Origin of the sequence: Maricaulis sp. (assembly GCF_030149235.1) — a bacterium.
Lineage (GTDB): Bacteria > Pseudomonadota > Alphaproteobacteria > Caulobacterales > Maricaulaceae > Maricaulis.
In genome coordinates, this window is record NZ_JASBRW010000049.1 from 1 (window position 1) to 18323 (window position 18323).

The window sequence follows — 18323 nt, forward strand, 5'->3', positions numbered from 1 at the left end:
ATCAGCGCTGAGATCAAAGGCGTGAACCTCGTGACCCGCCTTGACCAGATTGGCGGCCATGCCCGAGCCCATATTACCCAGGCCGATAAATGCGATGCGCGACATGTCTGTCCTCCCCGACAGGAATTTCGTGGCCTAGGCGTCTTCGTTTTCGCCCAGGAAGGTCATTTCGTGCGTGTCGTCGAGGCGGTCGAACGCCCCGGTGATGTCATTATCATTGACGCTGGCGAGCGTGGACGGGTCCCAGGCCGGCGTATTGTCCTTGTCGATGATGACGGCGCGGACACCTTCATAGAAATCCTTGCCGGACAGACACCAGACCGAGGCGCGCAGGTCCTGGCGCATCACGTCTTCAAACGACAGGTCCGCACCCTTGCGCAAAGCGGCCAGGGTCAGCTTCAGCGCTGTCGGCGACTTCGAGGCCAGCACCTTGGCCTGTTTCGCCGACCAGGCATCGCCCGCGCCCTCGATGCGCGAGACGATTTCCTCGACGCGATTGCCGGTGAAAGCCGCATCGATCAGGCCGCGCGTGTGCGCCAGCTCGCTATCACCCGGATCGCCGGAGAATTCCTCCAGCAGGACTTCCAGCGCATCATCATCGCCGAGATCGGCGCTTTCGAGCGCTTCGATCAGCTTGTCATAATCGCCGGACGGGCAGTAATGCGTCGCCAGGCCCGCCGCGACCGCATCGGCCGCGCGCAGGCGCGCCCCGGTCAGGCCCATCCAGGTGCCGATCTCACCGGCCAGGCGTGGCAGGAAATAGGCCCCGCCGACATCCGGGTGAAAGCCGATACCGGTTTCCGGCATGGCGAACATGGTCTTGTCACCCGCGACCCGGTGCGAGCCGTGCACGGAGATACCGACACCGCCGCCCATGGTAATGCCGTCGATCAGCGCCACATAGGGTTTGGGATAATGGAAGATCAGCGTGTTGAGGCGATACTCATCGCGCCAGAACAGCCAGGCCTGATCATCGCCGGCCTTGCCGGAATTGTGCAGTTTGAGGATATCCCCTCCGGCACAGAAACCCTTCTCCCCGGCTCCGTCGACGATGATCGCCTTGACCTGATCATCCTCGCGCCAGGCTTCCAGCGCCTCGATCATCATGAGGCACATATTGTGCGTCAGTGCATTGAGCGCCTTGGGACGATTGAGGGTGATCCGGCCGACCTGGCCGGTTTTGCGGGCAATGATTTCCGGTTCGGTGCTCATATCGGTCAGTCCGTGTCTTCAATACAAAATATGCCGGCATTCTCGGCGTCGACGACGCCCAGGGCACTGTCCATGATGGCGCGGGTAGAGGGCGCGGTGTAGCGCTTCAACCCGGATTTGCCGTCGAATTGAGCCAGCTGGGCGAGGATGTCAATCTGGTCCGGCGTCGGCTCGGTCAACGTCATGCCCGCGACCAGGTTGGTGACATAAAAGCGCGCATCCGGCTTGAAGCGGCTGATAAACAAAGCAAAAGCCTCGCTCGGTTCGACCTCCGCCTGCGGCATGCCGCCAGGATGAAATACGAGCCCCCGCCGATTAGCGTCTTCGGTCAGGGCAATCGCCGCATCCCGCGGCGCCTGCATCCATGCTGAGGGATCAAATCCGGACGACAGTCCCTCAAACCAGAAGTCGCGCGGCTCCATCATCGCACGGACCGTCATCAAACGCGCCAAGTCTTCACCGCCGCGCCTATAATTGTCCAGCACCAGCCATGAGACATTGCCGTCCATACCGCGCGCGACGATTTCTTCAGGCTCCTGCGTCAACGATCAGTCCTCGTCTTCAACGCAGAATATTCCGACCAAATCGCCATCGACGACACCAAGGCACAGATCAAATGTCGATGTTGTCACGGGGTTCCAGCTGCCTATCCCGGACGTCATCAACGAGACATCAGTAGCCCAATTGTAGAACCATCTGGACGCCAGCGAGAAGTGATTGGCGAACCGGTCAAAGGATTTGTGAGCCACCCGACGCTCTGGCAGGCCCACAGAATTATAGGCAATTCCGTTTTTTGCCCGGTCCGGGCCGAGCAAGAGCGCCTTACTCCGGTCAATATCCGACCAATCGGATCCGGAGAAGTCTTCAGCGAGCTGCGCGACCCCAACATCGAGCGATAAGCGCACCTGCTCCAAGCGGGCCCTGTCCGACCGGCTGGGGTTGAGCTCCCGGCAAACCAACCAGGAGACCCAATTCGACTTGCCCTGATCTATTGTCTCGAGTAGCGCGCTCACAATGTCCTACGAATTGCTCGGCCAGGCCTTTTTCATGTCCTTGGCGATGATCACCCGCATGACCTCGTTCGTGCCTTCCAGAATCTGGTGCACACGCAGATCCCGCAGGATACGCTCGATCGGATAGTCCTGCAGATAGCCGTATCCGCCATGCAGCTGCAGCGCCTGGTTCACCACGTCGAAGCACTTGTCCGTCGCATAGCGCTTGGCCATGGCACAATACTTCGCAGCCGAAGGATCTTTCGCATCCAGCATGGATGCGGCGCGATAGACCATCAGGCGGGAGGCATCGAGCTCGGTCGCCATGTCAGCCAGCTTGAACTGGCTGACCTGGAAATCGCCAATGGCGCGGCCGAACTGCTTGCGGGTCGAGGTGTAGTCCATCGCCACGTCAAGCGCTTCAGAGGCGCCGCCCAGCGAACAGGCCGCGATATTGATACGGCCGCCATTGAGACCATTCATCGCCAGGGTGAAGCCCATGCCCTCTTCCGCCAGACGGTTCTCGACCGGAACGCGGCAGTCCTCGAAATTGACCACGCGGGTCGGCTGCGAATTCCAGCCCATTTTCTTTTCATTGGCGCCGAAGGACAGGCCGGGCGTGTCTTTCTCGACGACGATGGTGGAAATGCCTTTCGGGCCATCCTCGCCGGTACGGCACATGACGACGTAATAATCCGAGGTGCCGGCACCGGAGATAAAAGCCTTGGAACCGTTGAGCACATAATGATCGCCATCGCGACTGGCGCGGGTGCGCAGGCTGGCCGCATCGGAACCGGCGCCCGGCTCGGTCAGGCAGTAAGAGGCGATCTTGTCCATCGTCATCATCGGCGGCAGGAAGCGCTGGCGCTGTTCTTCCGTGCCCCAGGTGTCGATCATCCAGGCACACATATTGTGGATCGACATGAAGGCGGCGGTGGAGACACAGCCCTTGGACAGGGCTTCAAAGATCAACGCCGCATCGAGACGGGTCAGGGCAGAGCCGCCCACATCATCGCGCGTATAGATACCGGCAAAGCCCAGCTCGGCCGCTTCGCGCATGACATCGACGGGGAAGATTTTCTCTTCATCCCACTTGGCCGCGTTCGGCTTCAGGCGATCTTCGGCAAATTTGAGCGCCATATCGCGGATTAGGGTCTGATCTTCTGAAAGAGCGAAGTGCACAGGTGCGCTCCTGTCGGCTATGAAGGGAAGTGAACAAGAATTTGCCGGAGGCCTAAACGGTGTTGAGGGCCACGGCAAGTTTCATCTGTAACCAGTTTGCCAAAGGTCAAGCGCGCCCATGTATCCCTCGACCCGCCTCCGCCGTACCCGCCAGGCCGATTGGAGCCGCCGCCTTGTACAGGAAAAGACCCTGCAAACCAGCGATCTGGTCTGGTCCGTCGTGGTCAGCGACACGGCCGATCCGCGCGAACCGGTGGCAGCCCTGCCGGGTGTGGACAGATTGTCGCTGAAGGCGCTGGCCGAGGCCGCCAAGGAAGCCGAGGCGCTGGGCATTCCGGCCATGGCGATCTTCCCGCATATCGATCCGTCCAAAAAGGACGAGACCGGCAGCGAGGCGCTCAATGCCGACGGGCTGGTGCCGCAGGCGATCAAGACCATCAAGGATGCCGCCCCGAATGTCGGTGTGATCTGCGACGTGGCGCTCGACCCCTTCACCACGCATGGCCATGACGGTGTCCTCGACGGCGACTATGTCGCCAATGACGCCACGGTGGAAAGCCTGATCGAGCAGGCGTTGATCCAGGCCGAGGCAGGCTGTGATGTCGTCGCCCCGTCCGACATGATGGATGGCCGCATCGGCGCCATTCGCGACGCGCTGGAAGGCGCCGGTCATCACAATACGATGATCCTGTCCTATGCCGCCAAATACGCTTCGGGCTTTTATGGCCCCTATCGCGACGCCATCGGCTCGGCCACAGCGCTGAAAGGCGACAAGAAGACCTACCAGATGGACCCGGCCAATGCGGAGGAATGCCTGCGCGAGGTCGAACTGGATATCCAGGAAGGCGCCGACATGGTCATGGTCAAGCCGGGCCTGCCCTATCTCGACATCGTCAAAACCTTGACCGACACCTTCCCGGTCCCCGTCCTCGCCTTTCAGGTCTCCGGCGAATACGCCATGGTCCAGGCCGCCGCCGCCAATGGCTGGATCGATGGCGATCGGGTCATGCTGGAAAGCCTGATGAGCTTCAAACGCGCGGGCGCTGCAGCGGTGATCACCTATTTCGCGCCAAGAGCGGCAAAGGCGCTGAACGGCTAACCGGGAAAGACCGGCCCATGATCGATTTCGCCCCCCTGCCCCGACTGGAAACCGAGCGCCTCGTCCTGCGCGGTTGGCAGGAGAGCGATATCGCGCCCTATGTGGCGATGAATGCCGATCCGGAAGTGATGCGCTTTTTCGAGACCCCGCTCAGCCGGGCGGATACCGAGAAGGCGCTGACCTGGTACCAGAGCGGCATCCGCACGACCGGATTTGGCCGGCACGCGGTCGAGCTCAAGGCCACCGGCGAATTCATCGGCATGACCGGGCTGATCGCCGTCGATTTCGAGTGTGACTTCACCGGTGCGGTTGAGGCTGGCTGGCGCATCGCCAGGCCGCATTGGCGTCAGGGCTATGCCAAGGAAGCCGCCGCCGAAGTGGTGCGCTGGGGCCTTGAGGATAAAGGCCTCGATGCCATCATCGCCTTCGCCTCGACCCATAACCGCCCCTCGATAGGGGTGATGCAATCGATCGGCATGGTCCGCGATGAGAACGGTGATTTCGTGCACCCGGCCATCCCGGCCGACCACGCACTTCAACCAATGGAAGCTTGGTGGATCAGACGCTAGTCGCTGATCTTCATCGGCGGCAGTGACCATTTGAACTGGATGGCACAGCCTCTCAAGACGAAGGCAATCATGGCCGCACCCAGCGTCACCCAGCTGACCGGAAGCCCAAGGGCCAGCCCAGCAACATACGCTCCCGCTCCGGCCAGCGCCGCCAGCGCGTAGACATCCTCGCGCAGGACCAGCGGCACGTCATTGACGATGATATCCCGCAGCAGCCCTCCAAAGGCGGCGCTCATCACCCCGGTCAGCAAAGCGATGGACCAGTGCGCTCCGGCCGCCAGTCCGGCCTGGGCCCCTATCACGCAAAACACCGACAAACCGATCGCATCGGCCCAGTTCAAAACGGTCCGGCGTGACGCGAGAGCCTGGGCGCCGGGGGACAGGAAATAACCCAACAGCGCGCCCGCAAGCGCGACACCCAGATAGGACGGATTGGCCACCCAATAAACGGGCAGAGAACCCAGAAGCACGTCCCGCAGCGTACCGCCACCCATCCCCGTGACCGCGCCGAGAATAGCGGCGCCGAACGGATCCAGCGCTTTGCGGGCCGCCAGCATGCCGCCGGAAAAGGCAAAGAAACCAATCCCCGCATAGTCGAGAATGGCAAACAGCGCCTCGATACTCACGGCGAGTCCACCCTCTCATTTTCACGAATCCGCCGAGCCTGCTCGAAACTCAACAAATCATGCAGATCCCGCGCCCGCCAGGCCGCGCTGTAAGTGATCCCGACCATCAGCGCCCACAAACCGACAATTGTGACAAGCGTGTAGACGAAATCGACACCGACCAGTTCGAACAGCTCGGGAACGACCTCATTGATGCCGATCAGGGCACCAACCGGAATCGTGACGAGAAACAGGGCATTGGCCCGGAAGACCTGGTCCACCCGCCGCTCATTGATGGCGGCATAGCGCTCCAGGAAGTCGATCTGGTTATCGTCCAGGCCGCCCAGAAGACCGAGCCCGACCTTCCACTGCTTGGTTTGCAGCATCTCGCCGAGATTGTCCTTGCGGAAGGGCCAGGTTCCGTTTGCGCGGATCAACATCCGGCCCAGAAGCTTCGAGGTGCTGAAAACCTCGGTCAGGCGCTTCCAGACGCCCAGCGCCACCTTGTCCGTCTCGACATAGCGCCCGGTCGGCTCTTCACTCATGCATCCCGCTCCAGCCGCGCGATCAGGCTCGAGGTATCCCAGCGATTGCCGCCCATGGCCTGCACATCGGCGTAGAACTGATCGACCAGAGCGGCGACCGGCAAGGTCGAGCCATTGCGGCGCGCCTCATCCAAGGCGATGCGCAAATCCTTGCGCATCCAATCAATGGCAAAGCCATAATCAAACTTGCCCTCGACCATGGTCTGCCAGCGATTTTCCATCTGCCAGGACTGTGCGGCCCCCTTGGAGATGGCACCGATGACGAGCTCGGGATCCAGGCCTGAACGCCTGGCAAAATGCAGCCCCTCAGACAGGCCTTGGACGATCCCGGCAATACAGATCTGGTTGACCATCTTGGCCAATTGCCCGGCGCCAGCCTCGCCGATCAGCGTCATCGACTTGGCATAGGCGTCCATGACTGGTTCGGCTCGGGAAAACGTGTCCGCCTCGCCTCCGCACATAATGGTCAGCTGACCATTCTCGGCCCCCGCCTGGCCGCCAGACACCGGCGCATCGATGAAACCGATCCCGGCTTCGCGGGCATCCTGATCGAGCGCCCGCGCCAGCTCGGCCGATGCGGTTGTATGATCAATGAGGACGGAACCGGCATCCATCGCCGGAATGGCTTTCTCAGCGATCGCCTGGACGTCTGGATCATCACCGAGACACATCATGACGAAATCGGCACCGGCCACGGCCGCCTCAACAGTTTCCAGCGCGGCGCCTGTGTGCTGTTCAGCCCAAGCCAGCGCCTTGGCATGGGTGCGGTTCCAGACCCGCACCTCATGACCGGCCGCCGCCAGATGACCGGCCATTGGATATCCCATTACGCCCAGACCCAGGAATGTGCAGGCTGCCATCATCGTCTCCCCTTCCAGCTTTCTCCTTGCTAGTCTTCTCCTCAAAGGGGAGCAAGTCATCATGGTCAGAACGGTTTTACGGTACGGCGCCTGGGCGCTGGGCGGTCTTTTGGCGCTTGTGATCCTGATGGCGGCCGTTTTGACGCTGCGGCTCTACGGCTCCCTGCCGCAAACCGAGGGTACGATGCGGCTCGCCGGACTGGAAGCAAACGTCCAGATCATACGCGACGAACATGCCGTCCCGCACATCTTCGCCAATGGAGACCATGACCTCTATTACGCGCTCGGTGTCGCCCATGCCCAGGACCGGCTGTGGCAGATGGAAATCACCCGTCGGGCTATTCGGGGTCGCCTATCCGAGGTGATCGGGGAAGCCGCGCTGGAAACCGACATCTGGTATCGCACCATGGGTCTGGGCCCGGCCGCAGACACCGCTGTCTCCAATCTGCCCGCCGATGTACAAGCGGCCTTGAGAGCCTATGCTGACGGGGTCAATGCGGTGATCGAGGCGCCCGGCTTCATCCCGCCGCCGGAATACCAGATCCTGATGTTTTCGCCAGAGGCCTGGTCGCCCGGTGACACGGTCACCGTTTTCAAGGCGATCGCCCTGGATCTGTTCGGCAATGCCTTCAGCGAGCCGCGTCTCAATTCACTGCTGGAGCATCTCGGCGACGAGCGGGCCGAGGAATTCATGGGACGCTATCCCGACGAGACGCCGCGCTCCCTGACCATGGCCGATATCGGTCTGGAACCCGCAACGGCACCGGCAGAGGAACCGCTCCCGGCCATGGGCGTGAATGAAGACGCCCGCGGCGGGTCGAATAACTGGGTTCTATCCGGATCTCTGACCGCGAGCGGCCATCCGATCCTGGCCAATGACCCTCACCTCGCGCTGCGCGCTCCGGCCATTTGGTATCTCGCCCGTCTAACGACACCGGAGGGCTCCGTGGTGGGCGTCACCCTGCCCGGCACGCCTTTTGTGACCCTTGGGCGCAATGACCGGATCGCCTGGGGTTTCACCAATACGGGCCCGGATGTCGGAGACCTGCAGGCCATTACCCGCGATGAAATCGTAGACCGGCGCCAGGAGACCATACGGGTGCGCTTCGGCAATGATGTGACCATAACCCGCCAGGCCACCGATCGCGGGCCGGTGCTGGATCCGGAGCATTTTGACTATCAAGTGCCGGACGGCGCCGATTATCTCGCCCTGCAATGGATGCTTGATGAACCCGATGATGCCACGACAGGCGTCGGCATGCGCATTCTTCGGGGTGCGGGATGGGATGATTTCGTGTCGGCACTGGAAGGCTTTGTCGCCCCGCAGCAAAGCATGGTCTTTGCCTCGGTTGATGGCGATATTGGGCTCTACGCTCCGGCGCGCATCCCGGTACGCGACGAAAACGGGGCCTGGGTCGACACCGTACCATTCGAGGAACTGCCCCATACCCGCAATCCCGAGCGCGGATTTGTGGCCACCGCCAACAACAAGATCGTCCCGGACGACTACCCGCATTTCCTGACCAGCGACTGGTATGGCGTCAGCCGCATCACGCGCATCTATGAAGGCATCGAGGCGCGCGATGACCACACCATGCAATCCATGGCCGAACTGCAATACGACACTGTCTCGACCGTAGCCCGCGCCGTCCTGCCGACCCTGATAGAGGCCCGTCCGGAAACCGAAGCCGGCCGGATCGCGCTGTCGCTGATGGCCGACTGGGATGCCGACATGGTCATGGATGCGCCGCAGCCGCTGATCTTCTCAGCCTGGATGCGCGAGCTCGCACCGGCTTTCTATGATGATGAGCTGGGAGAGCTGGCGCCGGACTGGATCGGCTATCGCCAGCAATTCATGCAGGACATACTGACCGGTGACCTGCAGGACTGGTGCGACAATATCGATACGTCGGAGATCGAGACGTGTGACGCGCTCATGGGCCCGGCCCTCGACCGTGCGATGGCCGGTTTGAGCGAAACCCAGGGCGTCCGCATAGCTGACTGGCGCTGGGGCGATGTGCACTATGCCCGCCACGCGCACACGCCCTTCTCGAGCTTTCCTGTGCTAGACGATTTCTTCACCATCGAGACGCCGATCCCCGGCGACGGCTCCACGGTCAATGTCGCCCATCATCGCTGGACCGAGCCGGGCTATTCGGTCTTCCACGGCGCGTCCTATCGCGCGCTTTATGATCTGGGAGACCTCAACGCCTCGCAGTACATGATCACCACCGGCCAATCCGGCAATGTCATGTCGAGGCATTACGATGATCTGGCACCGCTCTGGGGCCGGGGCGAGTATATTGAGATCCGTGCCGACTGGACGCCGGAGACCGCGCCGGATGGCGTGCGCCTACTGGAACTTCAGCCCGCCGAGGAATAACTGCCGCGATAGAATTCCAGCGCCGCCACATCGCGCGGGCTGTCCATATCCGTCACCTCGCCGACAATGATGTCGTGATCGCCACCGGGATAGACCGCGTGCCTGCGGCAGGTAAAGCGGGCGACGGCTGCGTCCACAAGGGGCGCCGCCTCGCCGCTCCAGGTGACGTTGTTTGACTGGAGATCCGGGGCCTGGGCGCAAAGCGAGGCCCAGCCCGACTGATCGTGCGCCAGAACATTGATGGCGTAATCCTCGGCATCCCTGAAGATGTCGTAGCGCTCTGAGGCGCGGTCGATCGACCACAATACCAGCATCGGATCGAGCGATACCGAGGCGAAGGAATTGATCGTCATGCCCATCGCCACACCGCCGCGGAAGGTGGTGACCACAGCCACACCCGTGGGATAGCGCCCGAGCGCATCGCGGAAAGCACGGCTTTTGTTCACGTATTTTCTCCAGAACCGACGATGGAAACCTGACCTTAACTGTGTCCGTCTACAAGAATGACAAGAAAATAAACAAGGTGGATGCACATGGCGGCTTCAGATCGGCCGATCATCATTAAGAAAGTCGTCAAGGGCGGCGGTCATGGACACCATGGCGGCGCCTGGAAAGTCGCCTATGCCGACTTTGTGACAGCGATGATGGCCTTCTTCCTGCTGATGTGGCTCATCAACACCACCACTCCAGAACAAAAGCGCGGTATCGCTGATTATTTCGCACCGGCCAGTGTCTCCCCGTCGAACTCCGGTTCGGGCGCCCCACTCGCCGGCACATCGCCGGGCGATGACGGTGTCCAAGGCTCCGGTGATAGCTCGATGCGCCAGCGCCTGGCTCCCACTGCACCGCAGGAAAACGACCGCAACGAACAACAATCCCCCGATGCTGCGCCGCAATCGGATGGTGAGCCTGCCGTCTCCACCGACGCCATCATGGAGGCACAACAGCGCCGGGCCGAAGCCCAGCTCTATAGCGCGGAAATGTCCCTTCGTCAGGCGATGCAGGAAATGCCGGAACTGGCGGAACTGTCCAATCACGTCGTGATCGACCAGACGCCGGAAGGCTTGCGCATTCAGCTGGTCGACCAGGAGGGCCGTCCGATGTTCAACCCGGGATCAGTCGAGCCGAACGAGCGTGCGGTCACGCTGCTGCGCGCCGTCTCGCGCATCGCCGAACGTCTGCCCAACCGCTTGGCCATTGCCGGCCATACCGATAGCGGCCCGACCACGGCCGCGGGCTATTCCAACTGGGATCTGTCCTCCGATCGCGCCAATGCGGCCCGCGCCGTGCTGCAATCGGAGGGGATTACCGACGACCGCATCTATGAGGTTCGCGGCAAGGCCGGCTCGGAGCCGCTTTATCCGGACGATCCCTACATGCCGGGCAATCGCCGGATTTCCATCACCCTGCTGCGTGAAGCACCGGTTCTGCCGAGCGGTCATCGCCTCTAAAGAACGGGCTTCGCTTCGGAAATCACACTGCGGACTTCGCAAACGACACCAACGCGTGCTAACGTTGAATGTTGGTCAATTCGCACGCACGGTTTCCTGAAATCACCATGACAGAACCACTGTCTGTAGAGATGTGGCAGATGTGGGTCGTCCTCGCCGGGGTCGTCCTTGCTATCGTGTTCTATTGCTGGGATCGCTTTCCGATCGAGGTCGTATCGGCCTCGGTGGTGGCGGTCATCATGGTGTTTTTCCATGCCTTCCCGCTCCAGACCGGAAACCCGACTGCAGGCGAGCTGCTGTCAGGCTTCGCCAATCCAGCCCTCATTACCATCCTCGCCCTGCTGATCGTCGGCCATGGCATATTCCAGACAGGCGCCATGGATGGGCCGACCCGCTGGATGCTGACCTCCTATGAGCAACATCCCCGCACAACCTTGCTGGCGATGTTCGCCTTCGTATTTGCCGTCAGCGCCTTTATCAACAACACTCCGGTTGTGGTGATGTTCGTGCCGGTCCTTGCGGCGATCGCCAAGCGAATGGAACAAAGCCCGTCCAAGCTCATGATCCCGCTGAGCTATGTCTGTATTCTGGCCGGTATGACGACCTTAATCGGCTCGTCGACCAACCTGCTGGTGGCCGATAGCCTGTTCACGGCCACGGGGAATGATCTTGGCTTTTTTGCACCGACAGGCCCCGGATTATTCCTCGCTGCCGTCGGTCTGCTCTACATCCTGTTTGTCCTGCCCAAACTGCTCCCTGAACGGGCCTCCATGGAGGAGACCCTGCGCGGCGGTGACGGGCGCCAATACATCGCCCAGCTCGAGGTAACGACTGACCATCCGCTCTATGGCAAATCACCGGTAGCCGGCATGTTCACCGATCTGCCGGACATGACCGTGCGGATGATCCAGCGCGGCGAGCACGCCTTTCTGCCGCCCTTCTCCAATTTGACCCTGCAAGACGGCGACCTCGTCATCATCGCGTCCACGCGCCAGAAATTGCAGGAGCTGTTCTCGGCCAATCGCAACCTCATGAAGGGGTTACTGGAGGCCAGTGACAGCGACGCCCCCGCACCGGGCGATCGGCTGGCGATCACTGAGGCTGTGGTGTCACCCGGCTCGCGCCTGATCGGCCGGACCATCGAACAGATCGGCTTTCGCCACGCCACAGGCTGTGTCGTCCTCGGCGTGCAGCGCCGGAGCCGCATGATCCGCTCGCGCATGGGTGAAATCCGCCTCGAAGCGGGAGATACGCTCCTGCTCTTCGGGTCTTCCGGCGCCATGCGTTCGCTACGGGCGGATCGAGACCTCCTCTTGCTGGAATGGTCGACGACATCGATCGCCGACCCGCGCCGTACAGCGGCCGCGCGTATCATTTTCGGAGGGGTCGTTCTGCTTGCAGCGACCGGCCTGACACCGATCGTCCTCGCCTCAATGCTGGGCGCTGTCGGCATGATCGCCACGGGGTGTCTCAACACCCGGCAGGCCGCTCGTGCAGTGGATATGCGGATCTATCTGTTGATCGGCTCGGCCTTCGCGCTGGGCACGGCGCTGGAATCAACCGGCGGTGCAGACCTTCTGGCCAGTGTCGTTGTCGGAGCCTTTGCGCCCTTCGGCCCGGTCGTATTGATGTCCGCGCTCTTCCTGTTGATCGCAGCCTTGACCAATGTCCTCTCCAATTCGGCCACGGCAATCCTGTTCACACCGATTGCTGTCGGGGCTGCCGATCAACTCGGGGCCGATCCGACCATGTTTGCCCTCACTGTGCTGTTTGCGGCGAACACCTGTTTCGCGACACCGATCGGCTATCAGACCAATCTCCTGGTCATGGGGCCCGGGCATTATCGTTTCGGGGATTACCTGCGCGCGGGGACGCCGCTCGCGGTCCTGATATGGATCGCCTATACCGGCTATCTGACCCTACACTACGCGGTCTTTGGCGGTTAGGTTAAACTCTACGCCAATTCTCGAATCGAAGCGCAACCGTGACCCATCCGTTCGCCACCCGCCAGATCCCGTTTTTCCTGACAGCGGCCTCGCCCTGTCCGTATCTGCCGGGCCAGTGGGAACGCAAGGTGTTCACCCGCATCGACCCCGGCGAGGGGCCGGCGCTTAATGACGCCCTCTCCCACGCGGGCTTCCGCCGCAGCCAATCCGTGCTTTACCGCCCGGCCTGTGAAACCTGCGATGCCTGCAAATCGGTGCGGATCGATGCCGAGGCGTTCGAATGGAAGCGACGCTGGCGCAAGCTGGCCTCGCGCAATAGCGATCTGTTAGTCTCCACCGACACCAATACGGCGACGGCTGAGCAATACGACATCATGAGTCGCTATCTCGACACCCGCCATGATGATGGTGACATGGCCGGGATGAGCTTCGGCGAATATGTGCTCATGGTCGAGGAAGGCGCTCAGCGCACTCATGTCACCGAGTACCGTACGCCAGGTGGCCGACTGATCGCCGGGGCGCTGACCGACGTCCTCAAGGACGGGCTGTCACTGATCTACAGCTATTTTGACCCGGACGAGGAGAAGCGCTCACTCGGGGCCTATATGATACTCGACGCGGTGCGCCAGGCCGAAGCACTCGGCCTGCCCTTCGTCTATCTGGGCTATTGGGTGCGCAATAGCCGGAAAATGGCCTACAAGGCCCAGTTCCAACCACTGCAAGTGCTCACGCCCGCCGGGTGGAACCGGTTCGAGGATCTCGAAATTGACGAGACCGAGGACTTGGAGTAGCGCCGGACGCATAACGACGCAGTCAACTTATCTCGGGGGAGACCAGCATGGATCGACGGACATTTCTAAGCGGGGCCACCGTTGCCGCCGCCTCGGTGGCAACGGCGTGCGCAGACGGCAGCCAGCCCGCCGGCAGCTCGCCCGCCGCACCGGCGATCAATCGCGGCGTCAAGCGGCTGCGCATGGTGACGACCTGGCCGGCGAATTTCCCGGGCCTGGGTACCGCGGCCAATAATCTGGCCGCCTACGCCAACGCCATGTCCGGCGGAACGCTGGAAATCCGCGTCTATGCCGCCGGCGAGATCGTCAGTGCCTTTGAAGTGTTCGATGCTGTCTCCGAGGGTACGGCAGACATGTATCACGGCGCCGAATATTACTGGCAGGGCAAGTCCCCGGCCTTCAACTTTTTCACCGCGGTGCCGCTCGGCATGACGGCGATGGAAATCATGGGCTGGGTTGAAAGCGGCGGCGGTCAGGCCCTGTGGGACGAGCTCTCCGGCCAATTCAACATCAAGCCTTTCCAGGCCGGCAATTCCGGTCACCAGATGGGCGGCTGGTTCAAGCGCGAGATCAATACGCTGGATGATTTTCGCGGCCTACGCATGCGCATTCCGGGCCTCGGCGGCAATGTCCTGCGTGAGCTGGGTGGTGCGGCTGTCACCCTGTCGGGCGGCGAGATCTATCCGGCCCTTCAGTCCGGCGCCATCGACGCCACCGAATGGGTCGGCCCCTGGAATGACCTGGCCTTCGGCTTCTATCGCGAAGCGCCCTTCTATTATGGCCCGGGTTTCCATGAACCGGGCTCCTGCCTCGGCGTTGGGGTCAATCTGCAGGTCTGGGAAGGTCTCGATGCAGATCACCAGGCAATCATCCAGAATGCCTGCCGCGCGGCGAACAATGTCTCACTTGCCGAATTCCAGTACCAGAACGCCATCGCCCTGAAAGTCCTGGTCGAGCAGCACGGCGTCGAGCTGCGCAGCTTCACCGACGAGATGTGGGCCCGCATCGGCGAGATTGCCGAACAGGTGGTCGCCGACACCGGCAATGCCGACCCGTTCACGCGCCGTGTCTATGACAGCTATTTCGAAGCGCGTAACACGATGCGCGGCTGGGGCCGGATTTCCGAAATGCCCTATCTGGCCCAGCGCGAACGCGCCATTGGCGGCTAGATCATGCGACAGGGCGACGGCCTGCTTCTCACGCTTCTGGTTATCACGACCGGGCTCATGATTGCTGACGGCATGACCGGCGGCGCGGTAGCGAGCTGGGCACAGCAAAATGTGCCCGCGATCGCGCACCAGACAGGTTCGGTCCTGGGCTGGATCGGCGGGAAGGCCTGGCCGGTATTGTTTGTTCCGCTCCTGCTGGCCGTGGCAAACCGCTTCATCAGCGTGCCAAGCGGCGCCATCTCCTCGATGCGCACCACGATCAAGCTCGCAGAGGGCATTACAGGCAGAATCGGCGGAGCAGCGCGCTGGTTCGCCCTTGGCCTCGTCATTGCCACCGCGGTCATCGTGATCCAGCGCTATGTCTTCGGCTATGCCTCCACCAAGCTGGCCGAGAGCGTGATCTACATGCACGCCCTGCTCTTCCTGCTGGCCGCTGCCTCCACCTTGCTGGCCGACGGCCATGTCCGCGTCGATATCTTCATTGCCAAGGCCAGCGAGCGCGGGCGCGCCTGGATTGATCTGTTCGGCACCTACCTGGCGCTGTTCCCGATGAGTGCGCTGATCCTGTGGTCATCGACCGGTTATATGAATTCGACATGGCGCATCCTTGAACGCTCGCGTGAAAGCGACGGGCTGCCCTTTGTCTTCCTGCTGAAGACCGCTATCCCCCTCTTTGCCATCCTGATGATCCTGCAGGGTCTAGCCATCGCCGCCCGCGCAGTGATGACGCTGGCGGGCGAGGAACCGCCGGCGCGTCCGAAAAACCTTGGCGAGGGCGAGGTCTGACATGGCAATGATGATCGAATTCCTGCCCTTCCTGATGTTCATCGCCGCCTTCGCCGCCCTGCTGCGCGGCTATCCGGTCGCCTTTACCCTGGCCGGTGTGGCGCTGGCATTCGCCCTCATCGGCATGGCGATCAACGCGTTTGACCCGATCCATTTCCGCGCCTTCCCGCAGCGCATCTACGGCAATCTTATGGAGATGGACCGGCAGATCCTCGTCGCGGTCCCGCTCTTCGTCTTCATGGGCGTGATGCTGGAGAAGTCGAAAGTCGCGGAAGAATTACTCGAGGCCATGGGCGCGCTGTTCGGTTCGCTGCGCGGCGGTCTGGGTATTTCCGTGGTCGTTGTCGGTGCACTTTTGGCGGCCTCTACGGGCATTGTCGGTGCGACTGTGGTGACAATGGGACTGTTGTCCCTGCCGACCATGCTCAAGCGCGGCTATTCCCCGGAACTGGCCGCCGGCTCGATCGCAGCGTCGGGTACGTTGGGGCAGATTATCCCGCCCTCGATCGTCCTGGTTCTTCTCGGCGACCAGATCTCGAACGCCTACCAACAGGCGCAAAGAGACCAGGGCATTTTTGCTCCGGACATCGTCTCGGTCGGTGATTTATTTGCCGGCGCTCTGATCCCCGGCCTGCTACTGGTGGGGCTCTATATCGGCTACCAGGTCTTCATCGCCATCACCCGCCCGGAACTCGCCCCGGCGGCTCCGGTTGCGGAAAATGGTGCAGATTGGGGCCAGATTGCGCGGGCTTTGCTCCCGCCTCTGGGGCTGATTGTGGCCGTTCTCGGGTCGATTCTCGCGGGGTTGGCGACACCGACGGAAGCTGCAGGGGTCGGCGCTGTCGGGGCAACCTTCCTCGCCGGAGCCCGAAATGCCGGCGCCGACACCAATCCGCGCGGCGGGCAGTGGCTCGCCTTCTCGGGGCTGGCTTCACTGATCGGGCTGATCGCGCTCATCGTCATTGCCAATGTCGGCCAGGAACGGCGCCTCTTTGTGGCTGATCTGGGTCAAGCGGGTTCGCTGCTCGCGATGGCACTCGTCCTGGTCACCCTTGCCGGAGCCGGCCTCTGCCTCTGGCGCCTGAAGCGCTCGGGCGTCCTCGATGACGTCATGACATCCACGGCCACCATCTCCGCCATGGTCTTTGTCATCCTCATCGGCGCTTCGCTGTTCTCGCTCATCTTTCGCGAGCTCGGTGGCGATGAAGTGGTCCAGCACGCGCTTGAGGCTGTGCCGGGCGGCAAGTGGGGGGCTCTCGCCATCGTCATGCTGGTGATGTTCCTGCTGGGCTTCTTCCTCGACTTCATCGAGATCACCTTCGTGGTCGTACCGATCGTCGCACCCATCCTGTTGATGATGGGCATCGACCCGGTCTGGCTTGGCGTTCTGATGGCGATGAACCTGCAGACCAGCTTCCTCACCCCGCCCTTCGGCTTTGCGCTCTTCTATTTGCGCGGGGTCGCGCCGGCGAGCGTGACGACGGCAGCGATCTATCGCGGTGCCATACCCTTCGTCATCATTCAGTTGGTCGGCATCCTCGCGGTGGCGCTTCTGCCCTGGCTTGCGACGGCCCTGCCGGAGTGGCTTTACGGATGAGCCCGCAACGCAAGCTCGAGCTTGAACGCCTCTTCATCGCCGCCCTGGCGCTGGTCATCTCGGCGATCTTCTTCTGGATGATCCGGGACTATCTCGCCGCCCTCTTCCTCGCCGCGGTGTTGACGATCTTCCTGCAAAAGCCACAGACCTGGCTGACGGACAAGTTCGGCGGCCGACCCGGGCTCGCCGCCGGTCTATTGGTCACCGGGTCTGTCCTGGCTCTGGTCATCCCGATCGGCTTCCTGCTCGGCGTCATCGCCGAACAGGCCATCGAGGTCACGGGGCTCGTCGCGCCCTGGGTGCAGGAACAAGTCACGGCGATCCGGGAGGAAGGCCTGGACGGTCTGCCCGAATGGCTGCCCTTCCGCGAAGCCATTATCGAATACCAGGCCACGGTCGCTGCCCAGCTGGGCAATCTGGCCGGAACGGTCGGCAATATCCTGGTCTCCTCGCTACGCGCGGGTACCGGCGGCATTTTGATCGGAACGCTGAACTTCTTCATCCTGATCTACGCCCTCTTCTTTTTCCTCCTGAAGGGCCGGGATATGAGCCGCTCCGCCATCACCCTGGTCCCGATGATGGAGAAGGATCGCCGCATGCTGGCCGAGCGGGCCATTTCCACCATTCGCGCCACGGTGAAGGGCTCCTTCCTGATCGCCATTGTGCAGGGATCGCTCACCGGTCTCGGCCTCTTCGTCGCCGGCGTGCCCGGTGCGATTTTCTGGGGTGCGATCGCCACCCTGCTGTCGATCATTCCCATGGTCGGTCCACCGCTGATCTGGATCCCGGCGGCGATCTGGCTTTTCCTCTCTGGTCAGACGGTGCCCGCCATCGGCCTCGCGGCCTGGGGCGGGATCTTCATTTCCTGGTCGGACAACATCCTGCGCCCCATCCTAGTCGGCAAGGACGCGAAAATGTCCGACCTCATGGTGCTGATTTCCACACTTGGCGGACTGACGCTTTTCGGCGCGGTGGGGATAATCCTCGGCCCGGTCATTGCCGCCCTCTTCTCCTCGGTCTGGTTTATCTTCCGCGAGGCCTTTGCCGGCCTGCTCGAGGTTGATGAGGAGGAAGAATTCGAGCAACAGCTCAAGGACGCCAAGGATCCGCCGGACGAGCCGACGCCAGGGATGTAG

General features: G+C 62.0%; 19 protein-coding genes. 10 read left to right on the forward strand and 9 right to left on the reverse strand.

Annotated features, from left to right (window positions below):
* The 5 genes from Q1V51_RS07215 to Q1V51_RS07235 form a co-directional block, all read right to left on the reverse strand.
* A partial coding sequence (locus Q1V51_RS07215; protein WP_300554751.1) for an NAD(P)-binding domain-containing protein occupies positions 1-105 on the reverse strand: 105 nt, incomplete at its 3' end.
* A gap of 30 nt (positions 106-135) precedes the next feature.
* Positions 136-1212 carry an enoyl-CoA hydratase/isomerase family protein gene (locus tag Q1V51_RS07220; RefSeq protein ID WP_300554652.1) on the reverse strand — a complete coding sequence of 359 codons (1077 nt, stop codon included), beginning with the start codon at positions 1210-1212 and terminating at the stop codon, positions 136-138.
* A 5-nt stretch (positions 1213-1217) separates the two neighbouring features.
* On the reverse strand, positions 1218-1757 hold the full coding sequence (locus tag Q1V51_RS07225; RefSeq protein ID WP_300554655.1) for a hypothetical protein: 540 nt from the start codon (positions 1755-1757) through the stop codon (positions 1218-1220).
* A gap of 3 nt (positions 1758-1760) precedes the next feature.
* Positions 1761-2126 carry a hypothetical protein gene (locus tag Q1V51_RS07230; protein WP_300554658.1) on the reverse strand — a complete coding sequence of 122 codons (366 nt, stop codon included), beginning with the start codon at positions 2124-2126 and terminating at the stop codon, positions 1761-1763.
* Between the two features lie 105 nt (positions 2127-2231).
* Positions 2232-3386 (reverse strand): isobutyryl-CoA dehydrogenase, encoded by a 1155-nt coding sequence (locus Q1V51_RS07235; RefSeq protein ID WP_300554661.1) that lies wholly within the window; start codon positions 3384-3386, stop codon positions 2232-2234.
* Positions 3387-3504: 118 nt separating this feature from the next.
* On the opposite strand from Q1V51_RS07235, the gene hemB reads away from it, so the two are divergent.
* Entirely contained in the window at positions 3505-4485 is a 981-nt protein-coding gene (gene hemB, locus Q1V51_RS07240; protein WP_300554664.1) for a porphobilinogen synthase, read from the forward strand.
* A gap of 17 nt (positions 4486-4502) precedes the next feature.
* Positions 4503-5054 carry a GNAT family N-acetyltransferase gene (locus Q1V51_RS07245; protein WP_300554667.1) on the forward strand — a complete coding sequence of 184 codons (552 nt, stop codon included), beginning with the start codon at positions 4503-4505 and terminating at the stop codon, positions 5052-5054.
* On the opposite strand, the gene Q1V51_RS07250 is transcribed toward Q1V51_RS07245, so the two are convergent.
* From Q1V51_RS07250 to Q1V51_RS07260, 3 genes are read right to left on the reverse strand one after another with little or no spacing between them, the layout of a single operon-like run.
* Entirely contained in the window at positions 5051-5680 is a 630-nt protein-coding gene (locus Q1V51_RS07250; protein WP_300554670.1) for a trimeric intracellular cation channel family protein, read from the reverse strand. The genes Q1V51_RS07245 and Q1V51_RS07250 overlap by 4 nt on opposite strands.
* Entirely contained in the window at positions 5677-6204 is a 528-nt protein-coding gene (locus tag Q1V51_RS07255; protein ID WP_300554673.1) for a hypothetical protein, read from the reverse strand. The genes Q1V51_RS07250 and Q1V51_RS07255 overlap by 4 nt, the downstream gene beginning before the upstream one ends.
* A complete protein-coding gene (locus Q1V51_RS07260) occupies positions 6201-7124 on the reverse strand; it encodes an NAD(P)-dependent oxidoreductase (protein WP_300554754.1) in 924 nt (307 codons plus the stop codon). Before Q1V51_RS07260 ends, Q1V51_RS07255 begins: the two co-directional genes overlap by 4 nt.
* A 1-nt stretch (position 7125) precedes the next feature.
* Between Q1V51_RS07260 and Q1V51_RS07265 the strand changes: the two genes are divergently transcribed.
* On the forward strand, positions 7126-9447 hold the full coding sequence (locus Q1V51_RS07265) for a penicillin acylase family protein (RefSeq protein WP_300554676.1): 2322 nt from the start codon (positions 7126-7128) through the stop codon (positions 9445-9447).
* Here the strand turns inward: Q1V51_RS07265 and Q1V51_RS07270 are convergent.
* Positions 9429-9893, reverse strand: a complete 465-nt coding sequence (locus Q1V51_RS07270) for a flavin reductase family protein (RefSeq protein WP_300554679.1) — start codon at positions 9891-9893, stop codon at positions 9429-9431. The two genes, Q1V51_RS07265 and Q1V51_RS07270, sit on opposite strands and share 19 nt — an antisense overlap.
* An 87-nt stretch (positions 9894-9980) precedes the next feature.
* On the opposite strand from Q1V51_RS07270, the gene Q1V51_RS07275 reads away from it, so the two are divergent.
* The 7 genes from Q1V51_RS07275 (at position 9981) to Q1V51_RS07305 (ending at position 18323) form a co-directional block, all read left to right on the forward strand.
* Positions 9981-10898: a flagellar motor protein MotB gene (locus Q1V51_RS07275; RefSeq protein ID WP_300554682.1), complete on the forward strand. Its 918-nt coding sequence runs from the start codon at positions 9981-9983 to the stop codon at positions 10896-10898.
* 107 nt (positions 10899-11005) lie between these two features.
* Positions 11006-12844, forward strand: a complete 1839-nt coding sequence (locus Q1V51_RS07280) for an SLC13 family permease (RefSeq protein ID WP_300554685.1) — start codon at positions 11006-11008, stop codon at positions 12842-12844.
* Positions 12845-12882: 38 nt separating this feature from the next.
* Entirely contained in the window at positions 12883-13635 is a 753-nt protein-coding gene (locus tag Q1V51_RS07285) for an arginyltransferase (RefSeq protein ID WP_300554687.1), read from the forward strand.
* A gap of 47 nt (positions 13636-13682) precedes the next feature.
* Entirely contained in the window at positions 13683-14804 is a 1122-nt protein-coding gene (locus Q1V51_RS07290) for a TRAP transporter substrate-binding protein (RefSeq protein WP_300554690.1), read from the forward strand.
* 3 nt (positions 14805-14807) lie between these two features.
* Positions 14808-15590, forward strand: a complete 783-nt coding sequence (locus Q1V51_RS07295; RefSeq protein ID WP_300554693.1) for a TRAP transporter small permease subunit — start codon at positions 14808-14810, stop codon at positions 15588-15590.
* 1 nt (position 15591) lies between these two features.
* A complete protein-coding gene (locus tag Q1V51_RS07300) occupies positions 15592-17187 on the forward strand; it encodes a TRAP transporter large permease subunit (protein ID WP_300554696.1) in 1596 nt (531 codons plus the stop codon).
* A complete protein-coding gene (locus tag Q1V51_RS07305) occupies positions 17184-18323 on the forward strand; it encodes an AI-2E family transporter (protein ID WP_300554699.1) in 1140 nt (379 codons plus the stop codon). The genes Q1V51_RS07300 and Q1V51_RS07305 overlap by 4 nt, the downstream gene beginning before the upstream one ends.